We start from the raw sequence: 20,129 nt of genomic DNA, 5'->3' as shown, positions 1-20,129 counted from the left end.
AAATAAAAAAGCCTCGTGATGGGAACATACGAGGCTTTATTGATTTATCGTTAAAGGCAATGGTTATTCAACGGGCTTTGAATAGCTTTTGTAAAACCAAGCGTCAGGGTAGTCTCCCTTTCTCAATGTTTCCATATTTCCGAAAGCTTCGTCTTTTTCGGTGAAAGAGCTGTGGGTCACCACATACATGGAGTCGTTGGCCATGAATGTGAAAGACCTTAAGCCTTTTGACTCAAGCTTTTCTTCATATTCCTTGGCGAATTCCAGACTTTTGAATGTGCCTGTCACTACATGGTACCTTTCGTTTTCTTGCCAGTTGAAAAAATCTTTCATGCTGTCAGGCAGTTCATTTTCCTTCGCTTTGGTGATATTGTTCACAGTAGTTGACTCTTCAGAACTTGGTTCGACTGAATTTCCGTCATTGTCAATTTCCGTTTTTTTATTGTTTTCAATAGTCTTTTCAATGACTACAGGCTCTGGAGAAGCTTCCTTGCTATTGTCTGAAATATGCTTAGACGTTGGAGTTGAAGTTTTCACTTCCACTTCATTCTCATTCGTTTTGTCCAGTGAAGCATTCACGCTGTTTGTTGCTTCATTTTCGCTGACTTGGACAGCTAAATGCGAAGCTGGAACTTCTTCTGTTGTTGAAGTTTGTTGATTTTGCGCCTGATTCTGGCCAAAGTAAAAGCCTATAAGGCCAAATAGCATGATGAAAGGAAGGAATGCGTATTTGAAAAAGCTGCTTTTCTTCTCTTCTTTGATTTCGTTGCTGAAAGAATTTTTCGAAACCGGTGTTGCTTTATTGTCATCATTCCGAAGTATTGAGTTCTTCAGTATTTCTGATTCAACGCTTATTTCTTCCGGTTTTTTCGATGTTTCATCGCTTACAAGCTCGTCGTCGGTATTATTAATTTTTTTCTCTTCTTGAGCTTTGGTTATATCGGTTTCAGCATTAGCTGTATGGGATTCCTCTATTGATTGTTGACTCTTCAGCGGGCTGTCTTCTGGCTCTACTAAATTATTCTTTGCTTGAGTAGCGGAAGGTGCTTCATTGGTTGGCTTGGAATCTTCCGGTTTGTAGCCTCCGCTTTTAGCGCAATAAAAGTTTTTAAGAAACGGATTTCTCTTTCTTATTGCGTATTGGTTGTTGAGGTCTTTATAAAATATGCCTATGCCTTCAACTTCTATTTCATCATAAGATCCAAGCGCGATGTCTATGTCTTTCTTAAGCACGGAAGAAAGCGACAATGCTTTTTCCTCAGAGACTGAGAGTTGATCAGCGATCAATTGCTTAAGCACTCCATTGTCATTTTTGATGAATGGGTTGAAAAAAGGCTCTTCGGAAGAGTCTTTCCTGATGGTGATCGTGCCGAAATCTGGTATGACAATTTGCCCAAATTGACTCAGGTGTTTGACGATGATCTCGACAATTGCTTTCGATCGTTCTTCAAGCGCTAAGATTTTTATGTCATCCATGGTTTTTCAAATAATAAATTATCAAATTTTTATCAAAAATGATGCACTTTAATCCGGCAACTAATGATATTATTACAATATTAAGCATATGTCAATATTTTTACAAATACTTAAATATTTTGAATTGAAATATTTGTAGATGAGAACGGTAATTGAAAAATTGGTAGCGAAAATAAATTCAAATTATTTAATAATAAAGTTTTTTTATTATTATTTTCCGAACTAGTGTTTTTTTGATAGATATATAATTTTCAGAGATAATGAAATTTGGATTATTAATATGCGTCATTCTTTCTCAATAAGAGGGTGTTACTCTCGAAAATCGCAGTCCAGTATGTGGTCGTTCACTATGCCTATGGCTTGCATGTATGCGTAGCAAATAGTGGAGCCGACGAATTTGAAGCCTCTTTTTTTTAGGTCTTTGCTGATAGTATCGGACAACTCGCTGGTAGCGGGAACGTCTTCAAGCGTTTTGGGCTTGTTGTCGATGGTTTTGCCGTCAGTGAAGGACCATATGTAATTGTCAAAAGTGCCGAACTCTTTTCTAACTCGAATGAAGGCTTGAGCGTTGCTGATGCTTGCGTTTACCTTAAGCTTGTTGCGGATGATGCCTGAGTCTTGAAGCAATGCGTCTACTTTTTCTTGTTTGTATTGGGCGATTTTTTCATAATCCCATTGGTCGTAGGCTTTTGCGTAGTTTTGGCGTCTGATAAGAATAGTATGCCAGCTAAGTCCAGCTTGAGCTCCTTCGAGAATGAGCATTTCGAATAGCTTGGTGTCATCATGGAGAGGTTTTCCCCATTCGTTATCATGGTAGGCTTTGTATAGATCGTCTTTGAGACACCATTGGCAACGGTTTGATTTTTCAGTGGACATATCTAAAATAAAAAAAATGAGTTTGCAATATTCCTGTTTATGCAAAAATAGCAAGCTCTTTGGTTTTGCAAAATTTAAATCCCTGACAAAGATCAATTTCATTTTAAATATGTAATTATTACATTTAAATACAATAATTATTTCAATCTTTGATAGGCATTAATTCGAAGTGAATGAGGCTTTTGGTGACTGCCTGAAAAACTTAATAGAGTATGGATATAGAATCGTACAGAACATATTGCATGTCTAAAAAGGGAGTGGAAGAAGGCTTGCCTTTTGACGAGAATGTTTTGGTATTCAAGGTCGCAGGCAAAATATTTGCTTTGACGGATATCAATGATTTTGAATACGTCAATCTCAAGTGCGAGCCGGAGAGAAGCATTGAATTGCGCGAAAGCTATGAGGGAATAAAGCCCGGCTACCATATGAATAAAAAGCATTGGAACAGCGTGTATATTGGCGCGGATGTGAATGAGAGGATGTTAATGGAATTAACAGATGATTCTTACAATCTGGTGTATTCGAAGTTGCCGGCTAAGGTTAGAAAGGAGCTGGAAGAAGATAAAGGAGCATAGCGCGGACAACCGATGCTTTCACATCAGCATGTCCGCTGTTCTTCCTTTTAGGGGGATGAAGCTATATTTTCTGCACAAGCACTACTTTTTTTCGATCGTATTTGGAGATTGATTTCCAGAAGTCTATCCAAGTCTTGGCATTTGAAGCTGGAATTCTCGATTTCAATACGGTCAAGGATTTAGTGTATGTGATTTGATGTTTGTTTTCGTCATAAATAGTTTCTGCTTTGAAATTCCCGAAGTCGTAATTTTTTTCAATAGTTTTTGGAACAGATTCCAAGGCATAGTTTTCTGGTAGATGATAAATGATAGTGTCGCTTACTGAATAAGCGTATTTTTGAATTATGTCGTATGTTCGGCTTGAGCTGATGCCTTTTGCCCTGTTGGGTGTTTTGTCTATAGTATTGAGAGTGATAAACATCCTTTTGCCGCTGGTGGATGACAAGCCTTTGGCTTTGAGGTCAAGATCTATTTCAATTTGAGGAATGATGTCTTTTTTGTAGGAGAATTTCTTAGAGTTGAGATCAAAGTGATTCAAGTCAAAATAACGATGCAGCTTTTTGTTGAGTTCGTCACTGGGCAATAGTTCGATATCTGAGAAGTTTTCGGTCAGGGTGCCTTGAAAAGCCAAGTTGGTTTTAACAGCTGCGTCTCCATTGCTGTTTAAATAGACGATTGCGTGCAAGTTTTTTGTATTGTCTTTTGAGCTGTAAGCTTTGGTCCTAACCAAAGGATGGTTGTCTGATTCGGTAAGAACGGCCCATCTATCGCTGGTGAAATAACCCAAGTACCCAAATGGAGTGGTTTGGCTTGTGCATTCCAGCCAAATAGTATCGCCTTGGTTGGGCAAGCATAAAAACACATGGTTGAAATAATCCATAGGTATATCAGGATCAAAGTCGTCAGCGTCCGCCCCAGCTCCTATAATCGCATAATGGGATTTTACACCTGTGTGTTTTAGCATAGACTTCATCAAATTGGTCAAGCCTTTGCAATCACTGTATCCATTGGAGGCTACTTCTTCCGCAGACATGGTTTGCATGCCTCCAATTCCCAGCTGAATGCTGACATATCTAGTGTTGGATTGCAACCAGTCATAGAGTATGCGCGCTTTTGTTTCGTCATCAGCGTCGCTGGGTACGGATTGATCAATTTTAGCTTTAAGTTCATCGCTGAGAATATCTCTTCCTTCTTGCAGCTTGCTGTTCCAGTCGCTATACTCTCTCCAGTTTTTAAATGAACCATGATGGCCATCGTATTTGAATTCATTTGCCACAAATCGAATATGGGGAACTTGTTTTATTGTTGGAAAATAGCTTTCGAATCCTGCGCGAGGTTTTACATTGCTTACTGAGGCTTTGTAAAAGGCCTTTTGCGGAGTTTGGGCTTTTTCAATATTTTCAACAAGGTATGGGTAATCCCTGAATGCGTTTTCATGAGGCGATTCAATGGTCATGCTAGCTGAAACTATGGCCACTTTTGAGCTTTTCAATGGAAACCAAGACCTTAAGTTATAATAGCCTTTGCTTTTTGTTCCCATCTCAAAAGTGATCGTATATGGATACTCTCCATAACTCGCGTCGATGAGTTTATAACGATCGTCAAGGGCGACAGAAAAACCGTCCCAATGGCTATAGTCTTTCACATCATTGCCTCTGATTTTTTTGACCACTTTGCCATGCTTGTTATAGATTGTCGCTTGGCAGAGAGTTACTTTAGTGTTGGCGTCATAGTTTAATCGTTGATAGGCGTAGGATTTTCCTGTGGCATTCAAGATGGTTACGGTTTGGCTTATTTTATATTCATAGTTGAATGCTTCATCGATGATTTGGGCTTCATGCTGGTCTCTGATAATGACATTTGAGTTGGAGAGCAAAGAATCGGGTATTTCAGCCAGAGTGAAATTATTCAAGCCTTGACCTGCTAGCGGGGTGAAGGCTTGAATAAGGATCAATATGCTAAGCAATTTCTTTATCATTGAGTGGAGGTTTTCTTCAATACGATTTGTTCACCTTGTTTTGAAAATGCATGCAAGTACATTTCTCTTAAATACGGGTAATCAGTATTGGAATAAATGGGTTCTGAAAGCTCCACAGTATTGCTGATTTGAATCATATTGCCAGATTGCTTGACAATGAATGTCATGCTCCCTTTCTTGCCTGGCATCTCAACGATTGAGTTTTCCGGCAACTCTTCGACAACATAGCCTTTGGGCAAAGTAATCGTGTAAACTTGGGATTTTTTGATTGGCGCCCCGAAGTCCACTGGGTGAACTCTTGTCTCTTCTTTGAAAAAGTTCTGAAATTCTTCAATATATGGAGTGAAATAAATTCTTTCGTCTTCAGGATCGAAAGCCTCTTGGCTGATTTTGGTGATGGTAGTGAATGGCTTGTCTATTTGCTCCACATTTTTGACTTGGAAAGATTCTACTTCCCAATTCTCATGGGATTTTTTATGTTCGGATTCGTTTTTTGATCCTTGGTTTTTCGCATGCCAATCTCTTCTTTTTTGCGCTTCGTAACCATAATACGACGACCTTTCCATTGCGCTTATCGTTCCATCATCTTGAATATTGAACATGCAAGTGGTTTTAGTTTCGAAAGCCGCGCTTGAATTGATTTCCACAGGGACACAATCGTTTTTAGTTACCATTCTTCCTGAGTAATTCATGCACCTTAGCGGCAATTGTCCCAATGGCAACAGCTTCGATGTAGCATCCATAAGCACTTTATTTCCATCAATTAAGGCAGCGACGATTACATAATTGTAGTTTTCAAGCAAAGGCAGTGTCGGATGCACCTTTCCATTGGCTCTAGTGCTGAGAATCACAGGAAAGGCCTCGATACCGCAGGCTTGCAAAGCGCTGATGAGCGCGAAGTTGATTTCAGCCGCAGTGCCGGTTTTATTTTGCATGATTGTTTTTGGAGATTCGTATGCGTATATGCCATATCTGCCATTCCATTCCACATTTTGTTGCAATAGAGTGTAAGCCGCATGAACTTTCTCTAAGCTGCCGGCTCCCTCCACGCTTTGCGCGAAATCCTTGAAGTAGCCTTTTTTCACCGCTCTGCCAAAGTTATCACCGCCATTGAGAGATGTAGCGATTTCAGGCCACGAACTTAAAACAGATTCCATCATATTGAAATTTGTGGCAACGAGCTGACTGCTCACTTGGAAGTAGTAATCGTCCAGTGTTGTGACAAAGTCTTCGCCTTTAAGCGCGGGAATGTTTTCGCAAACTCTTTGATCATTTTTCAAGATGTAATTCAGGTCATATCGATAGGTTTGAGGCAAAGTGCTTGATTGCTGGATGGTTTTTTCTCGATAAACGACTTGGACAGTTTTTTCAAAACTGCTGGAGTTGACTTCTTTAAGTTTCCAATACCCTCTGTAGTTTTCTTCATAGATGTATTTGTCTGGAATTCTTGTAGTGTAAGAACTGTAGAGCACGGGGATAGATTTTTGAAAATACCAAGTAGGCAATCTAAATAAATAGTCGCTTTGGATTCCATACTCAAAATCTATAATACAACCTTCTTTTACATTTGGGAATGTGATGGTGTACTTTCTGATTTTCTTGCTGACATCTGTCTTATGGATATTGTCTTTGCTTAATTTTATTTTTTCAACTTTGCCTTGATTATCGATATAAGTGAACCCTTTTATTTCGGTTATATCTTCAGAATAAGCATTTCCTCGATATTGATTGAAAGTGAATGTGCCTCTATCCAAACCGTCTTTGTTGAGGATCTTTATTCTGACTTTTGTTTTCTTTCTGTACATGAAAGTTTCCTTAGGGTTGTTATAGAAAATTTCGAGGTCGCCGACTTCTTTTAGTATGACAGCTTCAGCGCTTGAATCTATATCGTATGAGCTTTTTTGCAGATCCTTGAGAGTGATTTTGTCGAATTTTAATTCGTTGCAAAAAATATTTGAGCTAAAGCAGATTGATAATATAAAGGTAAAAAGTGTTGAGTAAAGTATTTTCATTATTTTAGGCTTATTTTATTCGTTGTTGTGATAAAAAAGTATTCCTTAAGGCTAAATAAGTACTTTTGGTGTTTATTTAAAATAAAAACACATATTATTTTATCTTTTTTCTTGACATTTATGATTTAAAAGCTTTGTACTAGTAGTTTGTCGGGAAGTATATAGCTTAGTCTTAAAATGTTTTTATTTAGGTTTTTATTTAAATCATTTTTAGACCTGAAGAGTTCTTTCATTTAGACTAGATGAATTTTTTTGAAATGCTCGAATTCAAGACGGGAAAACAGCCTTTGCGTAATGTCCATGCCAACCATCCGATCCAAACGGATCTAATGGGAGTGGAGGAATTTAAGAGGTTGAATGGTTTGGATTTGAATTCGTCTTTGGCATATTCCAGTCCGCTGTTGTTTGGAATAGGTTTTTTGCTAGATGAGTTTCACTCCGGAGGAGTATCTGTTGATCTGGAAAGCAGCTTGTCAAGAGAAGACGTTTCCACAGATGAAGAGGGACAACATTTTTCCGGTCTTGCTGATAGTCATAGCAAAATGAGTCTGTTATTCAATATTGAACAGCAGATATACGAGGCTTATGCTCATGCGAATGTTGTCGAACGAAGAAATCTGGAGATTCTGTTGGGGCAGGTTGAGCATGAACAGCAGAAACTCGTCAAAACGTCAATCGCCAATGGCGATCCGGTTTGGGTATTGGAGTCTTCAGTGTATCACACATTGGATGCCAATGGAGATATTGATGGCGGAGAAGATGTTCAAGAATTGTGGAGACGAATTCAGGAAGTGATAGTGGTGGAAGGCGGAGAAGAATTCCAGTTTAAAACGGATCATGCATTGTATCAAATGATGAGAACCGTGCATGGCAGGCAAACTTTGGATAGGCTTTTAGCGGCATTTGAGTACTCACAGTATGAGGAGCGAAAAGGGCTTAAGAAGTTGAGAAGAGATCCGAGAAAAAAGGGCAGGAGTTATAAAACCGATGAAGGTGTTGAAGATTCCGATTCGACAGTTGGCTTTGAGGGAAGGATTTATATTGCTCCCAAATTTGGAGAAGGGTTTTCATGGGAAGCGAAGAAGAGCAAGGCGAGAGTGAACTTGGGCCATTCTCCAGTTGCGGATGTGCGCTCAGAAAAGCTAAAGCCGTCATTTTTTTATTTAGCCGAGTCTCTTTCCAGTTTGGCTGATTTTTATGAGATGCCAAGAATAACCAGAAGAGAAATAGACCATCGAAGATTTTTGTCGGATTTGCAGCTGGGAAACGATTATAAAAGCGCTTATGGACACTTGGTGATGGACTCCAGTCTAAGAGGCGTTCCGCTTTTGAAAAGACCCAGAGCTGGAGCTATTTTAGAAGAAGATTTATTGGGTGGGCCGGGGTTTAGGTTGAGAAGCAATGCTTTTATTGGAGGAGATTTGGCTTTGTCTGACAAAGGAAGAGGAAGGCTGAGTCCCAAAGATCAAAAGCTTGTGGATGGAGTTTTGAAGCTGAAGTCCGACTTATTGAAAGTTGGAGATGTGAGAGCTGGAATTTTCGAGGTTACTGACAAGGAGCATACCAGTTTGTCTCATTTGATATTTCAGCCTCATCTTGATCATTTGTGGAGAGCATTTGATTTCGATACATTATTAAAAAGCGAACTAGGCGGAGAGGGAAATGTGATCAGCGCGGTGACGCAATCCGCAGCGATTATTTATGGCAGCGTCTTGTTGATAGCTCATATATCAAGCGATATCAAGGAGTTTTTGGAAAATAAAAGCCAAATCGACAAACGCCAAGCAGTTTCGAAAGTTTTGCTTCGTGTCAAGGAAATGGGTGAGATTATCCAGTCTACGATCAAAGTGGCTTATTCGGTTTACTCGCTGGCCCAGCCCGCTTCGCATGTGTTGGACGCGATTATGCCTTTTTTTGGATTGGTCTTGTCCACCATCGAATTTGTCAGAAGAGCCTATCAACTGGCGAATGCGGTGAAGAATTATATCGCTATCTACAAAAGGCAAAAAGCTCTCATGGCTGAGTTGGATGACAATCCTGTATATGTGACTTTGATGGGGGAGAGAAGAAGCGTGCCCGGCGCAAGATTGGGAAAGATGAGACGAAGAGAAGGCTTCAACGCATTTTTGCAGGAAAAGCGTTTGTGGATGCCTCCTGTGATGGAAGAAGAATGCTTCAAGAAGATCAGAGAGCTAGACATGACCCAAGAGCTTTGCGTGATAAATAGAGAGAGAATAGGAAAAGAAACAGTGTTCGTCACAACAAATCTGATCAGGATCGCAGGAAATATTTCCATGTTGACCGGAGTAGGAGCGCATGTTGGTTTGGGATTGAAACTGGGAGCTTACGCTGCTGAGATTGGAACCATTGCGACAAATTTTGGAGTGAAAAACTTTAGAAGATTGGTAGGCTCGGAGATGTCGCCGGCGAATTTGCACAAGCATCGACAAGATTCTGTTTGGGCGATTTATGAGAAAGTGCTGGATTTTGACGGAAGTCTTGATCAAGCCAAAGCTATTGAAGTCTATGTCTCGTCATCCGGAGTGAGCATGAACAAAATTGTCAATGCGCCTACATTCAAGGAAAAAACAAAAACATTGTACTGGAGCATGAATGATCGTTTTTGGACAAGCTGATAATCAGTTTCTTGATTTTTAGAGTTTTTTAAAGTTACCATTGTGTTGAGCTCATCTATTTATTGCATACAACAAAATTTTCTTTGTCATTTTCGGATATTGATGTGATTGATTAGGATAAGTTAATCGGTTGATTGATAGTAACTTTGAGGAAAGGAGAAAGGATGAATTGTCAATGATATTGATCCATTTTCCTTGTGAAGTTTGTGGATCATAATCTAAAAATAAGATGAAAAGAAAGTTTTTGATCATGTTGTATTCGACTCAAGTCGTGTCAATTTCGCAGGCGCTGGCTTCGGGTAAGAATGTCGATGCGGTGGCGGATGTGTTGACTTGGGTTGTGTTGTTTGTCATTCCAGTAGTAGGTCTTACGGTGTTTTGGAAGTTGCATATATTTCCAGAGAAGGTGGCAGAACAAAGAAATCACCCGCAAAAAGATGCCATTCAAGCATTATGCATTTTATCATTGTTCATTGGAGGGATGTTGTGGCCTCTGGCTTTGGTATGGGCGTATTCCAAACCTTTTGATATCAAGTTGAAAGGCGGGAAGACGAATGATGAATTGAAAGAGATTGAAATTTAAAAAAGGAACTTATTGAGATTATCATTACTAAAAGAGGATTCATATGCTAGAGTTAGGATTATTGGTATATGCGGCGGTTTGTTGGTTGATTATTAAGAAGTACAAACTGTTGCCTTGGAATATGACGACTAAAGTGACAGTCTACACCATTCCGATAGTAGCGATTATAATTATCGTGTTGTTGATGAATGTTTTGACCCCGATTTCAAGCCATGTCAGAGTGGTGAATAGATCGGTTGAAATAGTGCCTCAAGTGAGAGGAAGAGTGGTAGGAATCCATGTGGCTCCCAATCAGCGAGTGGCAAAGGGAGATACATTGTTTCAAATAGATCCAACACCTTACAAATACAAGGTGAGTCAATTGAAGGCTACGCTGAACAGAGTGAGAGCGGAGCTTGAAAGTAGCAATTATCAATTGAAAGCTGCGAGAGAGAATACGGAATCAATAGAAATAAAGCTTGAATTGGCCAAGACAAGAACAGGCGAGTATAAAGCTTTGATGGATAAAGGGGCTGGCAACAAGTTTGATTTTGAGCGAAGCGAAAATGATGTGGAACATCTCAAAGCTCAACTTGCTTCCGCGAAAGCGACCGAAGCGAAGATAGCTTCAGTATTGACAGCTACTTATGAAGGAGATCAGGTAAGCATCGCCGAGTTGAAGGCGCAATTGGACAAGGCTGTCTGGGATTTGAGTCAAACGACAGTCATTGCGCCGAGAAATGGAATTATTAGAAACTTGCAGTTGAGAGAAGGAGCTATGGTAGTGGCGATGCCTTTCAAGTCAGCGATGACGCTTATAGAGGATGAGCAAGCTGTTGTAGCATTTTTTATGCACAACGAGTTGTTCAATATTCAAAATGGAGATGAGGTGGAAGTGTCTATAAAGACATTGCCGGGGCAAGTATTCAAAGGAGAGGTTGAGGATATCATTTGGGCCAATGGCCAAGGACAGTTGTCTTACTCAGGGTTATTGCCCAAAAGTTTGGAGAATCAGCCTGAAGGACAATATGCTGTCAAGTTTAAATTTCCCGAAGAAGTCGAGTCTTTTCCTGCGGGAGCTGTAGGCACAAGTGTGGTTTATGCCAGCACAGCAGAGCCTTTTTACATCATTAGAAAGGTGATGGTGAGAATCGATAGCAAGATCAATTATTTGGTGCCAAAGCTTCACTGATATGAAAAGAGCAAGACGAAATGCATGGGTGTTGATTGGGTTGGTACTGATCATGGTTATGCCATCATGCAGGACATTGAGTTTGAAAAAACAGCCTCAAGCTAAAGAACAAGCGAGAAAGTCAGTGTCTTTGCAAAAAGTGGAGATCCCGGACACTTGGATAATAGATCGTGAAGACGATGATTCAGCGGATGAATTTGCATGGGTGATGGAATTGAAGACGCCAAAACTAGACTCCTTGATGGATCAGTTGATCGCTCATAATGCGGATTTGCAAGCGAGCTATTCCAGAATGGAAATGATGGAAGCTGGTTTGAAAGTATCGAAATCCGAGTTGTTTCCTAAAGTCGGGTTTGCTGCCGCTGAGGGAACAGGCTTGTTCAAAGGCAAGTCGGCTGTGGATCAGTTTCTTTTTCAAGCGAGTTGGGAACCCGATCTATGGGGGAAATTGAGATATGAAGCGAAAAGCGCGGAGTCAGCTTATTTCTCTGCTCAACATAGCAATGAAAGACTGCTTCAAGTGCTTTTGGCTAGGCTTGTGAGAAATTGGCATACAGCTCAAGGGGTTAAAAACCAGCAAGAGGTCGTGGAGCAAATGCTGGATACGGCTTTGGATTTGAAAAGGTTGACTGAGCATCGTTTGGAAATAGGCATAGCGGATCCGACGGATTTGAATTTGCTGAATGCCGAGATCTCAAATTATTACAAGCAGATCGAGCAGATCGAGTTTACCTACGGACAGGTTCAGCGATCCATTGAAGTCTTGGTTGGAGAGTTTCCGGATGCTGATATTATGACAGATGCTTGGAATCTGAAGCTTAATCATAATATACCTGAGAATTTGTCGGCGAACTTGCTTGACAGCAGACCTGATATCATGGCTGCTCAGTTTGATGTGGAAAGGGCTTTTTATGATGAAGTGGTAGCTCAGAAGCTGCGATTGCCTTCTTTAAAGGTTTCAGCTCCCTTGGGTGTTGCGAATTCGGATGTTTTGGGCTTGAAAAGCTCGTTTAGCGATCCATTGTACGCGATCAACGGGGCCGTGAATTTGCCAGTCTTTTCCGGAGGAGCTTTGAAAGCGAATATAGAAGCGAAAAATGCTGTTCAAAAAGAAAGCGTGGCGAATTACTCCAAAGTAGTATTGAACGCCCTTGCTGAAGTGGAAAATTCCCTTAGCGCCAATTATTCTCTGAAGAAGAGAAGACTGCATACATTGCAAGCTATTGAGGACTTGAAAGAGATTGTGAAAATTTCGTCGGTGAAGTACGAGGTGGGGCAAACTGACATGCTTAGCCTGCATCAATATAGAATGAAATTGCTGAACGAGGAACTTAATTTGATCAATATTAATACAGAAGATGCCGTGCAAAGAATCAATTTATTTCTTTCATTGGGCGGCAATTTTGATGATTTGTAAGAAAGTTGGTTTGATTTATTGCTTAGTGTGTCGGAGGTCTTCGCTTATGCGGGGCCTCTTTTTTTATGGCTTAACTTCAAAAGCCATCTTGGTATATTCTTTTATTTGTTTCTATGAATTTTTACGTATCCTTTATGTTTAAAATATGAATCCAAAAAGTATAATTTGATGCGTTCTAATATTTATATTTTTATAAAAAACATAATTTAAAATATTTTTATTGGGTTTTGTTTTTTGCTTTATTGTGCTCTGTAAATAACTGGGCACTTTTTAATTCATTTTTAATTTTAAGCAATTTCACCCATGAAAATCAACATTCCTGAACAATTCCTACCACATACTACAGCCAATCCGAATAGCTTGGTGACCACGTATAACACTAATGTGCTTTATCCTAAATTAGGACCTTTGGCAGTGAGCAGACACATAAGAGTAATTGCTCGCATATTGAAGGATTATGCCGCGGCGGCTTCGTTGTTGGGCAAAGAAAGAGATTACAGAATATCATTCAAGACGCCTGTCAAAGTAATAAAGCAACCGGATGAATGGATAAAAGACAAAATTGTTTTCAAGCCATTGCTCGAAGTTGACGACCCTTACATGAAGAATTTCATAGCGGACTTGGCTGAGTTTAGAGATCCTGTGGTGGCAGCGGAAGTAATAGGCGACAAAGTGAAGGGAAGCCAAAATGATCCGAAAGTCGGAGGGAATGTGATGATCGAAACACCTGTATTGAGGCCGGGAATGATTAATGATGGAGCGACTGTGATCAATAATTTGAGAGCGGTAAGCGACACGATGCTTGGAGGGGTAAGCGTATCCAACAGAAGGTTGACTGCGACAGCGATCAAGCCTGAAACATTGATTACTGTTGATCCTGAGATACTGAAAAAGTTGTCGGAGAAGTCGACTAGCGATGCGGATAAAAAATCGATTCTAGAACGAGCGATGACTCAAAAGAAGGCTTATATGCTTGGAAATATCATGCATGGATTGTCTCAAACCAATCTTGTTGTGGAGGATATGACCAAGATTGGTTTGTTGAAGACAGAGGGACAGTTGGTGAGCAATACTTTGATTTCTTCCAAAAACTATTTGGATACACTGGCGACGAAGTTGTCTGAAAAGCTTAGAGTGGATCCAACTAGATTGACGGTAATTGGGAGTTTGATAGATCAAGCATTCGAATACCTTAAGGCTTTGGGCATGCAGTCCAATGATATGATCAGAAGGTATGAGTCCAACAGAACTTTTAGAGCTCGTGTCCAAAAATATGTATTGTCGAAGATGGATACGACTAAGCCGATCGATAACAAGTTAACGCCACTACCGGATGATAGTTCTATAACGAAAAGCAGAGAGTGGGCGTTTCAAAGGGTGGAAACATTGACTTTGAATTTGCAGAAACCAGTGTTGAGAGGTCCTTTTAGCGCGGAAACAGTGGCTCCGAATAGCGAGCTGACAATTTCTGAAAGCTTCACTAGCGAAAGTTTCCAGCTTTCCGAATCCGCATCGCGCAGCGCGAATAGCCAAAGCGTGGAAAATGGAGTGTTTTCATCGGTTAAGTTCAAGGCGGCTTTGAACAACATGACGGAAAGCGGCATTACCGACGAAAATTCATTTAGCAAGGATAGCACTTTGTTCAATACATTGAGAGAAAGAAGAAGAGATTCTATCAATAAGACCTTGACGAACATATCCAATGAAAATGAAAACAAGGATATCAGAGGTTCAAGAATTGTAACTTCGACATCAAGAAGCTATACAACAAGAGGCAAGGATGAGAATCACGCGACTACAGAACTGTCATTTCAGGTGACGACTCCGGTAGATGTAAAGGTGAAGCTGGAAGATGTGAATTTGGTATGGGCTCCGCAAGTTGCTTCGCCGTTTTTGGAGCTTCATAGAAATATCAGAAGACAATATGTGTTGGACCGTAGGGATTATATTACTCAAAATTATGTTGTGGATCCAATGAGACCTGCTGAAGTGTATGAGACGCAGACGATCAAGAAGGAATTGGGCATAAGAGGTAGAAATAGATACCAGTCGAGAAGCTTTGAATTTCCTATTGACGCTAAATATCATACCGAAGGTTGGGAGCTGGACTTGGCGGCGACTACGATTGATTTTAGAAATGGAAATAGCGGTGATTACAATTGGGACGAGCGTGGCAATTGGGATGATTTGGAAAATCATGACACAAGCTTTAAATCTATTTATCAGGAGGGGAATATGATCAAAGGTGAAGCAGTGCTTGAGACAACAGATCCTGAGTATTTCAACAGAGGTTTTTTTGTATTCAAGTTTTCGATGAGAAGAATGACTGAAAACAGCAAGGCGGAACTTAAAGAGTATGCGAATCAAAAACAAGCGGCGGAAGCGGAAAGAAGAGCGGTGCATTCCAGAGCGAATCAATACGCACGATTGAAAAGACAGGAACTGATTCAGAGATATGAAAATGGTCTTGATCTTCAAGAGGAAGCTTTTAACGCTTTGATTTCTCAAGTGTTCCAAGGAGAGAATGAAGAGCATTATGGTTACTATAAGGAAATCATCAGGTCCAGCATCAACTGGGAAGAAGCTGCGATGCATTTTGAGACGAATACGGCAAAGCAAGTGCCTTTTGCCGAGTATGGAAGAATGCATTTTATGAATGCGGAAGGAATAAGATTCATATTGCCGGTGATTCGCGGTGCGGAAGCGGCATTTTATGAAGCCATAGGCCAGAATGGCAGTGATTATTACAAAAAGTCGACGCAAAAAGTCATGCAGTATACCAATGCCTACAGAGACAGAGTCGAAGAATTGAAAGTGATAGATCCTGAAGCTTTGGTTTTGGATGAGTATTCGAGAGAAGTGGTGATTGGCAAGCATCTTGAAGCGGTGGTTTCAGAGCATTCTTTCACTGTTGAATAATATAGCGCATGGCTAAAAAGATAACATATCCGGTGGCTCTTCATGATATTGCGATCATGGGGAAGCCTTCGGCTTGGACAAGGTCTTGGGTGATTAAACCATTGTCTTCGGGGTATTATTCCTTGTTGGTTTTTCCCGAAGGCTTGGTCTCCATGGATACTGTCTTCAGAAATGATTTTGAGGCGGCAGCCGGAGAGCAAGCTCCATACAGATATGAATTTACCGTACCTGAAGTGTATAGGGGATTCAAGTCTTGGAAATGGATGGCGATAAAGTGGAATGACTCGCTGGATGAAGGTATGCTTGAAAGCGGCGAGCTTAAAAAGCCGGCGTTGTCGGAATTGTTGCTGAATCAGAGAGGGAGTATTTCCGGGAATTTTGAGCTTCAGCTTGATAACTCCAAGCCGAAGGTAGTCGCTTGGTCATGCAATCAGCCATTTGCTGACGGAGAGAATGGAGAAGCGATATTGAATACGCATACGGAAGAAATTTTCGAATGGTATCGAAAACATGTGCAGGCTTATCATCCGGATAATATATGGGCTTTGGGCGACACAGCGTATTCTGACGGTTGTTCATCGACTAATTTTATTGAGGCTTATTATGACAATACGCCTTCTCTTGGTTCTGAAAGAGGTAAATTGGAATTAGCGAGAGCTTACCGAAGAATGTATAGAGCGCATTGGAGCTTTGCTCCCTTGCAGGAAACGATGAGAAATTACCCTCACATTTGCGTGTGGGATGACCACGAGATTCGGGATGGTTGGGGTAGTGAAGCCAATGATTTTGAAAAAGGCAATCGAGCGATATTGGAGCAGGCGCAGAAAGTGGCCAATGAGTACATTCTTAACAATGGACCAAGGGTAAGAAAACCTTCCAATAAAACGGGAACTGACTCAGAGCCGGATGCGCACCAAGCTTATATAGATGGCCAAATGGCGGTATTCGTATTTGATGGCAGAAGCAGTCGAAAATATGAAGATCCGACCGGCAAGGTGATTTCCGAGGAGCAGCTTGGCGATTTCGAAAGCTTTTGCGAAGAAGCGTCAAGAAACAAAAGAGTCAAGTTTTTGATCATGGGTTGCGCTGTTCCGTTCATTAATCTTAAGGACTTTATTGAAAAAGCGGCTTCAAAATCTCCCAAGCCTGTTACTGATCTTGCCGCAGGTATCAGGGATGATGTTAGGGACAGTTGGTTGTCGCCCGGCAATGTCGAGCAATTCAAACGATTGCTGAATGTGTTGAGAAAGTTTCATAGGCAAAGTCCAAGCGTTCAGATCGTCAATGTGTCCGGAGATATACATGTGGCTAACTTATTCGCTTTTCAGCCAATGGGGTTTTCAAGAGCGCTCTACCAAGTGACGACTTCAGCGCTTACCAACAGAGAGCATCCAAGCGAGATGCTCAACGAGTTGGTGCAGGTGGGAACAGAGACTTTTTCTGAAGAGCTGGGCTTGGTAACGAGAATATGGCCGACAATCAGCGATCCGAATTTCTTGACCATCGAGCCTGAAGGAGAGAATCTGAAATTGGTGTTGAAAGTATTTGATACCGAACTGGAGGAAGGAGCTCCTCGAGAAATGGAAAGCTTGAAGGATCAAACTTATTTTGTAGGCATGCACAGGCATGCATTCAGCCATTTGGTTTGATTTTATCAAAAGTATGAGAAACCTGCCAAGGCGGGTTTCTTTTTTCTTTTCATTGGCTTAAATTTAGCATTGACGAGAGTATTGTTTTTAAGCATATGACAAGAAAATATGAATTCAACATTTGAATGGATAAGAAAAGGGGAGATAAGCGATTTGTCCAGAATATATGATTCTGTGCAAGCGATCAAAGCAGAGATGGCCAAGCTTGATGTTGTCCAGTGGCCGCAGGACAGAGACTACCCTTCAGAGGATATGATCAAAGCGGATTTGGAAGCGGGGGATTATCTGGTATGGGAAGAAAATGGAATTCATAAAGGCTCTTTCGTGCTGAATGAGAAGACTACCGAGCCTTACAAGGATATTGACTGGAAAGGCAAGGATTTTTTAGCGGTTCACCGTTTGGTAAGTCTGCCTGAGTTTCGGGAAGAAAAAATAGCCCTGAAGATGATGAAGTATGCCGAGCAAGTTGGCAAGAATCACGGTAAGGATAGTCTTGTTTTGGATACTTATTGCGAAAATGAGCGAGCGAATAGATTTTATCAAAAGCTTGGCTATGAATATCGTGGGCAAATTAATTTGCCTTGGATGCCTCTTAAATATAATTGCTATGAATTGATGCTGGCATAGAAAGAAAAGAGGCTCTAAAGCCTCTTCGTATTTAGTTTTCTTTTTCTAATAAATATCCGCTTATATCGTGTAATTCATCTTGATTATTAGTTTTTTTGATTTTAAGCCTTTTTAGCACTAATTGATAATTACTTGTTGAACTATCTTGGCCATGAGGATAAATGGTCATTTTGGGGCTTGGCAAAGTACTGTTTGTGTCGGGTAAATTTGAAACTAGCTTTTTCAAATCGAAATTTAGTGTATCATGTTTTTTGATGATTGACATCGACATATCTTTTTTGACTATTAGTTTTTCCTCAGTCTTTACTTGTAGTGTTTTTGTATAAACAGAATCCATGTGCCAAAAAGAATTATTAAAAGAGTATAGCCAATCATAACCCTTGATGTGTACAATATTGTTGACTAGATTAGAAGTATAATTCACAAATTTGTATTTGTCAAAATCATTGTATTTTCTCCATGTTTCAATGCCCATTGTTTTCAAATAAATCATATCAGCATTGTAGTACCTCCTTTTTCGTTTTGCTTGGCCTATTTTGATCAGAGAATCCATGTTTTGCTTGAAATATGGGCTGAGTTGTGAGTAGCCATGAAAGTCGTCTAAGTAGTCCATGATGCTTATTACTTCATTGTGAAGCGAATCACTTAGTTTGCCTTCGTTTTTGTATGAAAAATCAGGGCTGTAAAAATCAGGGAGGCTGTCTTGAACCCATATGGTCTCGTTTTGAATTTTTCCATTTTCAATAATTCCGTTTTGCTCCAATATGCTTATTAGTCTTTTGCTTTGCGATTTCTCTCCCATATTGAACATGCTCCAAGGGCCAAATACTGATAGAATCAAAATAAAGGCAAGGGTTTGTGGTATGGCTTTGATGTTTTTGCCTCCGAAGATGAAGTATCCGGCGATGATGCTTAGCCATATGCCTAAACCGAAAATAGCATAGCGATTTACAGTGATTCCATATTCATTAAGCCGTATGCTTATGGATATAAAAAGCAAAGCAATCAGTGGAACCAAAATGAAGTAATAGACTCTGGAAAATTTGTTAATCCAAGCGTTCTCTTTTGATTTGCCGTAGGGATAGATCAGCAACAAAGTCAACGTGCCTAATATCGCTATTGTCAAGATCATATAGGAAACAATTCCTTTTGGCCAGTGCCAAGTGATGATTATTTTTGCCCCATAAGCATAGAGAACGATTAAGTAAATACTCAATAAAGGCAAGAGTATATATTGGGAAAATATCTTCAGGCTTTTAGGGTATGCGTCGATTTCTTCTAATTTTTGAAAATCTTTTGGTATGCCGGAAATGAAGAACCAAGTATTGAATATTCCTATCGTAAATATCCAGAAGTCCATGAACAGCTTGTCATGTATGTCGATATTGAAAAGCTGGTCCAAGGCGAATAATAAGAAAACAATGCCCAAGTAGATGACTACAGAAAATAGCAGGGAAGTGCAAAGTCTGATAAAAAGCGTTTTGTTGTAATTCCAAAAACCATTGACTTCGCCCTTATTGTAGTAAGGAATAAACGATACGAGCAGATGAGCAATGACATTGAAAACACCATAGCGTATATAAGGTATTGAAATATTAGAGACGGTTTCTGGATTTGGCAAGCTAAGGTAAGTTGCAGCTACAAATAAGAAGGCAGCGCCAAACACTATGATTTTGCTTTTTTTGGAAAAAGACTCCTTTTCAGATAGTACTTGGGCGCAAAAGAAAGTAGGAATTGCCAAAGCTAGCGTTAGCATGAGATTAACCAGAGGAAAGATATTGTCTATGGACCTTTCATTTTCTACTAAATAAATGGCAATCGCTGAGCCTATGAAGGCACTTGCTAAAGATAAGGGAAACCTTGATGCGGACTTCAAGGCTTGCTCCTTTAGGTAATTCAATGAAGGGATTTTCATGTTAAAAAGCGGTTTGTTTAATCTAATGTAAGCAAAAAGCAAGAATAGAAGTAGTCTTATTTGTTTTTTGATATTTCCGTGTTTTGAATTTCTTTTTCACCAAGACTTTAATTTTTTTTCATTGTCGTTTAATGGTTTTTAAGTGTCGTTTATGAGTTGTTTTTTGTTGTTTATATGTTTTGTTAAGCCAATGTTAACCTCTAACTTGCTGATTTACAGCGATAGCGTTTTAGGTAGTCCTTAATTATCCTTTTTATAATGAATAGCTTCATATTAAAGATAATATATGCATAAA

General features: G+C 40.0%; 13 protein-coding genes. 8 read left to right on the top strand and 5 right to left on the bottom strand.

All coding sequences use genetic code 11. The features are described from left to right. Window positions 1–63 precede the first annotated feature (63 nt). Both AABK36_RS15590 and AABK36_RS15585 read right to left on the bottom strand, forming a co-directional pair. Window positions 64–1,476 (bottom strand): SPOR domain-containing protein, encoded by a 1,413-nt coding sequence (locus AABK36_RS15590; protein WP_309937950.1) that lies wholly within the window; start codon window positions 1,474–1,476, stop codon window positions 64–66. Window positions 1,477–1,785: 309 nt separating this feature from the next. Next, window positions 1,786–2,352: a DNA-3-methyladenine glycosylase I gene (locus tag AABK36_RS15585; protein WP_309937951.1), complete on the bottom strand. Its 567-nt coding sequence runs from the start codon at window positions 2,350–2,352 to the stop codon at window positions 1,786–1,788. A gap of 212 nt (window positions 2,353–2,564) precedes the next feature. Between AABK36_RS15585 and AABK36_RS15580 the strand changes: the two genes are divergently transcribed. After that, window positions 2,565–2,927, top strand: coding sequence for an MmcQ/YjbR family DNA-binding protein (locus AABK36_RS15580; protein ID WP_309937953.1), 363 nt, complete (start codon window positions 2,565–2,567; stop codon window positions 2,925–2,927). A 61-nt stretch (window positions 2,928–2,988) separates the two neighbouring features. Here the strand turns inward: AABK36_RS15580 and AABK36_RS15575 are convergent, their stop codons facing one another. Continuing rightward, window positions 2,989–4,905 carry a transglutaminase-like domain-containing protein gene (locus tag AABK36_RS15575; RefSeq protein WP_309937954.1) on the bottom strand — a complete coding sequence of 639 codons (1,917 nt, stop codon included), beginning with the start codon at window positions 4,903–4,905 and terminating at the stop codon, window positions 2,989–2,991. Then, window positions 4,902–6,917 (bottom strand): hypothetical protein, encoded by a 2,016-nt coding sequence (locus tag AABK36_RS15570; protein WP_309937955.1) that lies wholly within the window; start codon window positions 6,915–6,917, stop codon window positions 4,902–4,904. The genes AABK36_RS15575 and AABK36_RS15570 overlap by 4 nt, the downstream gene beginning before the upstream one ends. Window positions 6,918–7,174: 257 nt before the next feature. Here AABK36_RS15570 and AABK36_RS15565 point away from each other — a divergent pair, with 257 nt between their 5' ends. The 7 genes from AABK36_RS15565 (at window position 7,175) to AABK36_RS15535 (ending at window position 17,919) form a co-directional block, all read left to right on the top strand. Next, window positions 7,175–9,553, top strand: a complete 2,379-nt coding sequence (locus AABK36_RS15565) for a hypothetical protein (RefSeq protein WP_338390283.1) — start codon at window positions 7,175–7,177, stop codon at window positions 9,551–9,553. A 229-nt stretch (window positions 9,554–9,782) separates the two neighbouring features. After that, window positions 9,783–10,136, top strand: coding sequence for a DUF3302 domain-containing protein (locus AABK36_RS15560; RefSeq protein WP_309937957.1), 354 nt, complete (start codon window positions 9,783–9,785; stop codon window positions 10,134–10,136). Between the two features lie 43 nt (window positions 10,137–10,179). Then, window positions 10,180–11,307, top strand: coding sequence for an HlyD family secretion protein (locus AABK36_RS15555; protein ID WP_309937958.1), 1,128 nt, complete (start codon window positions 10,180–10,182; stop codon window positions 11,305–11,307). Window position 11,308: 1 nt separating this feature from the next. After that, window positions 11,309–12,724, top strand: coding sequence for a TolC family protein (locus AABK36_RS15550; protein WP_309937959.1), 1,416 nt, complete (start codon window positions 11,309–11,311; stop codon window positions 12,722–12,724). Window positions 12,725–13,027: 303 nt separating this feature from the next. Then, window positions 13,028–15,643 carry a hypothetical protein gene (locus AABK36_RS15545; protein WP_309937960.1) on the top strand — a complete coding sequence of 872 codons (2,616 nt, stop codon included), beginning with the start codon at window positions 13,028–13,030 and terminating at the stop codon, window positions 15,641–15,643. Between the two features lie 8 nt (window positions 15,644–15,651). After that, on the top strand, window positions 15,652–17,292 hold the full coding sequence (locus tag AABK36_RS15540; RefSeq protein WP_309937961.1) for an alkaline phosphatase D family protein: 1,641 nt from the start codon (window positions 15,652–15,654) through the stop codon (window positions 17,290–17,292). 108 nt (window positions 17,293–17,400) lie between these two features. Continuing rightward, a complete protein-coding gene (locus AABK36_RS15535) occupies window positions 17,401–17,919 on the top strand; it encodes a GNAT family N-acetyltransferase (protein WP_309937962.1) in 519 nt (172 codons plus the stop codon). A 31-nt stretch (window positions 17,920–17,950) separates the two neighbouring features. Here the strand turns inward: AABK36_RS15535 and AABK36_RS15530 are convergent, their stop codons facing one another. Continuing rightward, window positions 17,951–19,834: a DUF4153 domain-containing protein gene (locus AABK36_RS15530; RefSeq protein WP_309937963.1), complete on the bottom strand. Its 1,884-nt coding sequence runs from the start codon at window positions 19,832–19,834 to the stop codon at window positions 17,951–17,953. Window positions 19,835–20,129: the final 295 nt, after the last annotated feature.

The organism is Aureibacter tunicatorum (assembly GCF_036492635.1).
GTDB lineage: Bacteria > Bacteroidota > Bacteroidia > Cytophagales > Cyclobacteriaceae > Aureibacter > Aureibacter tunicatorum.
The sequence above is the reverse complement of the archived record's forward strand: the minus strand, read 5'-3'. Positions and strand labels throughout refer to the sequence as shown.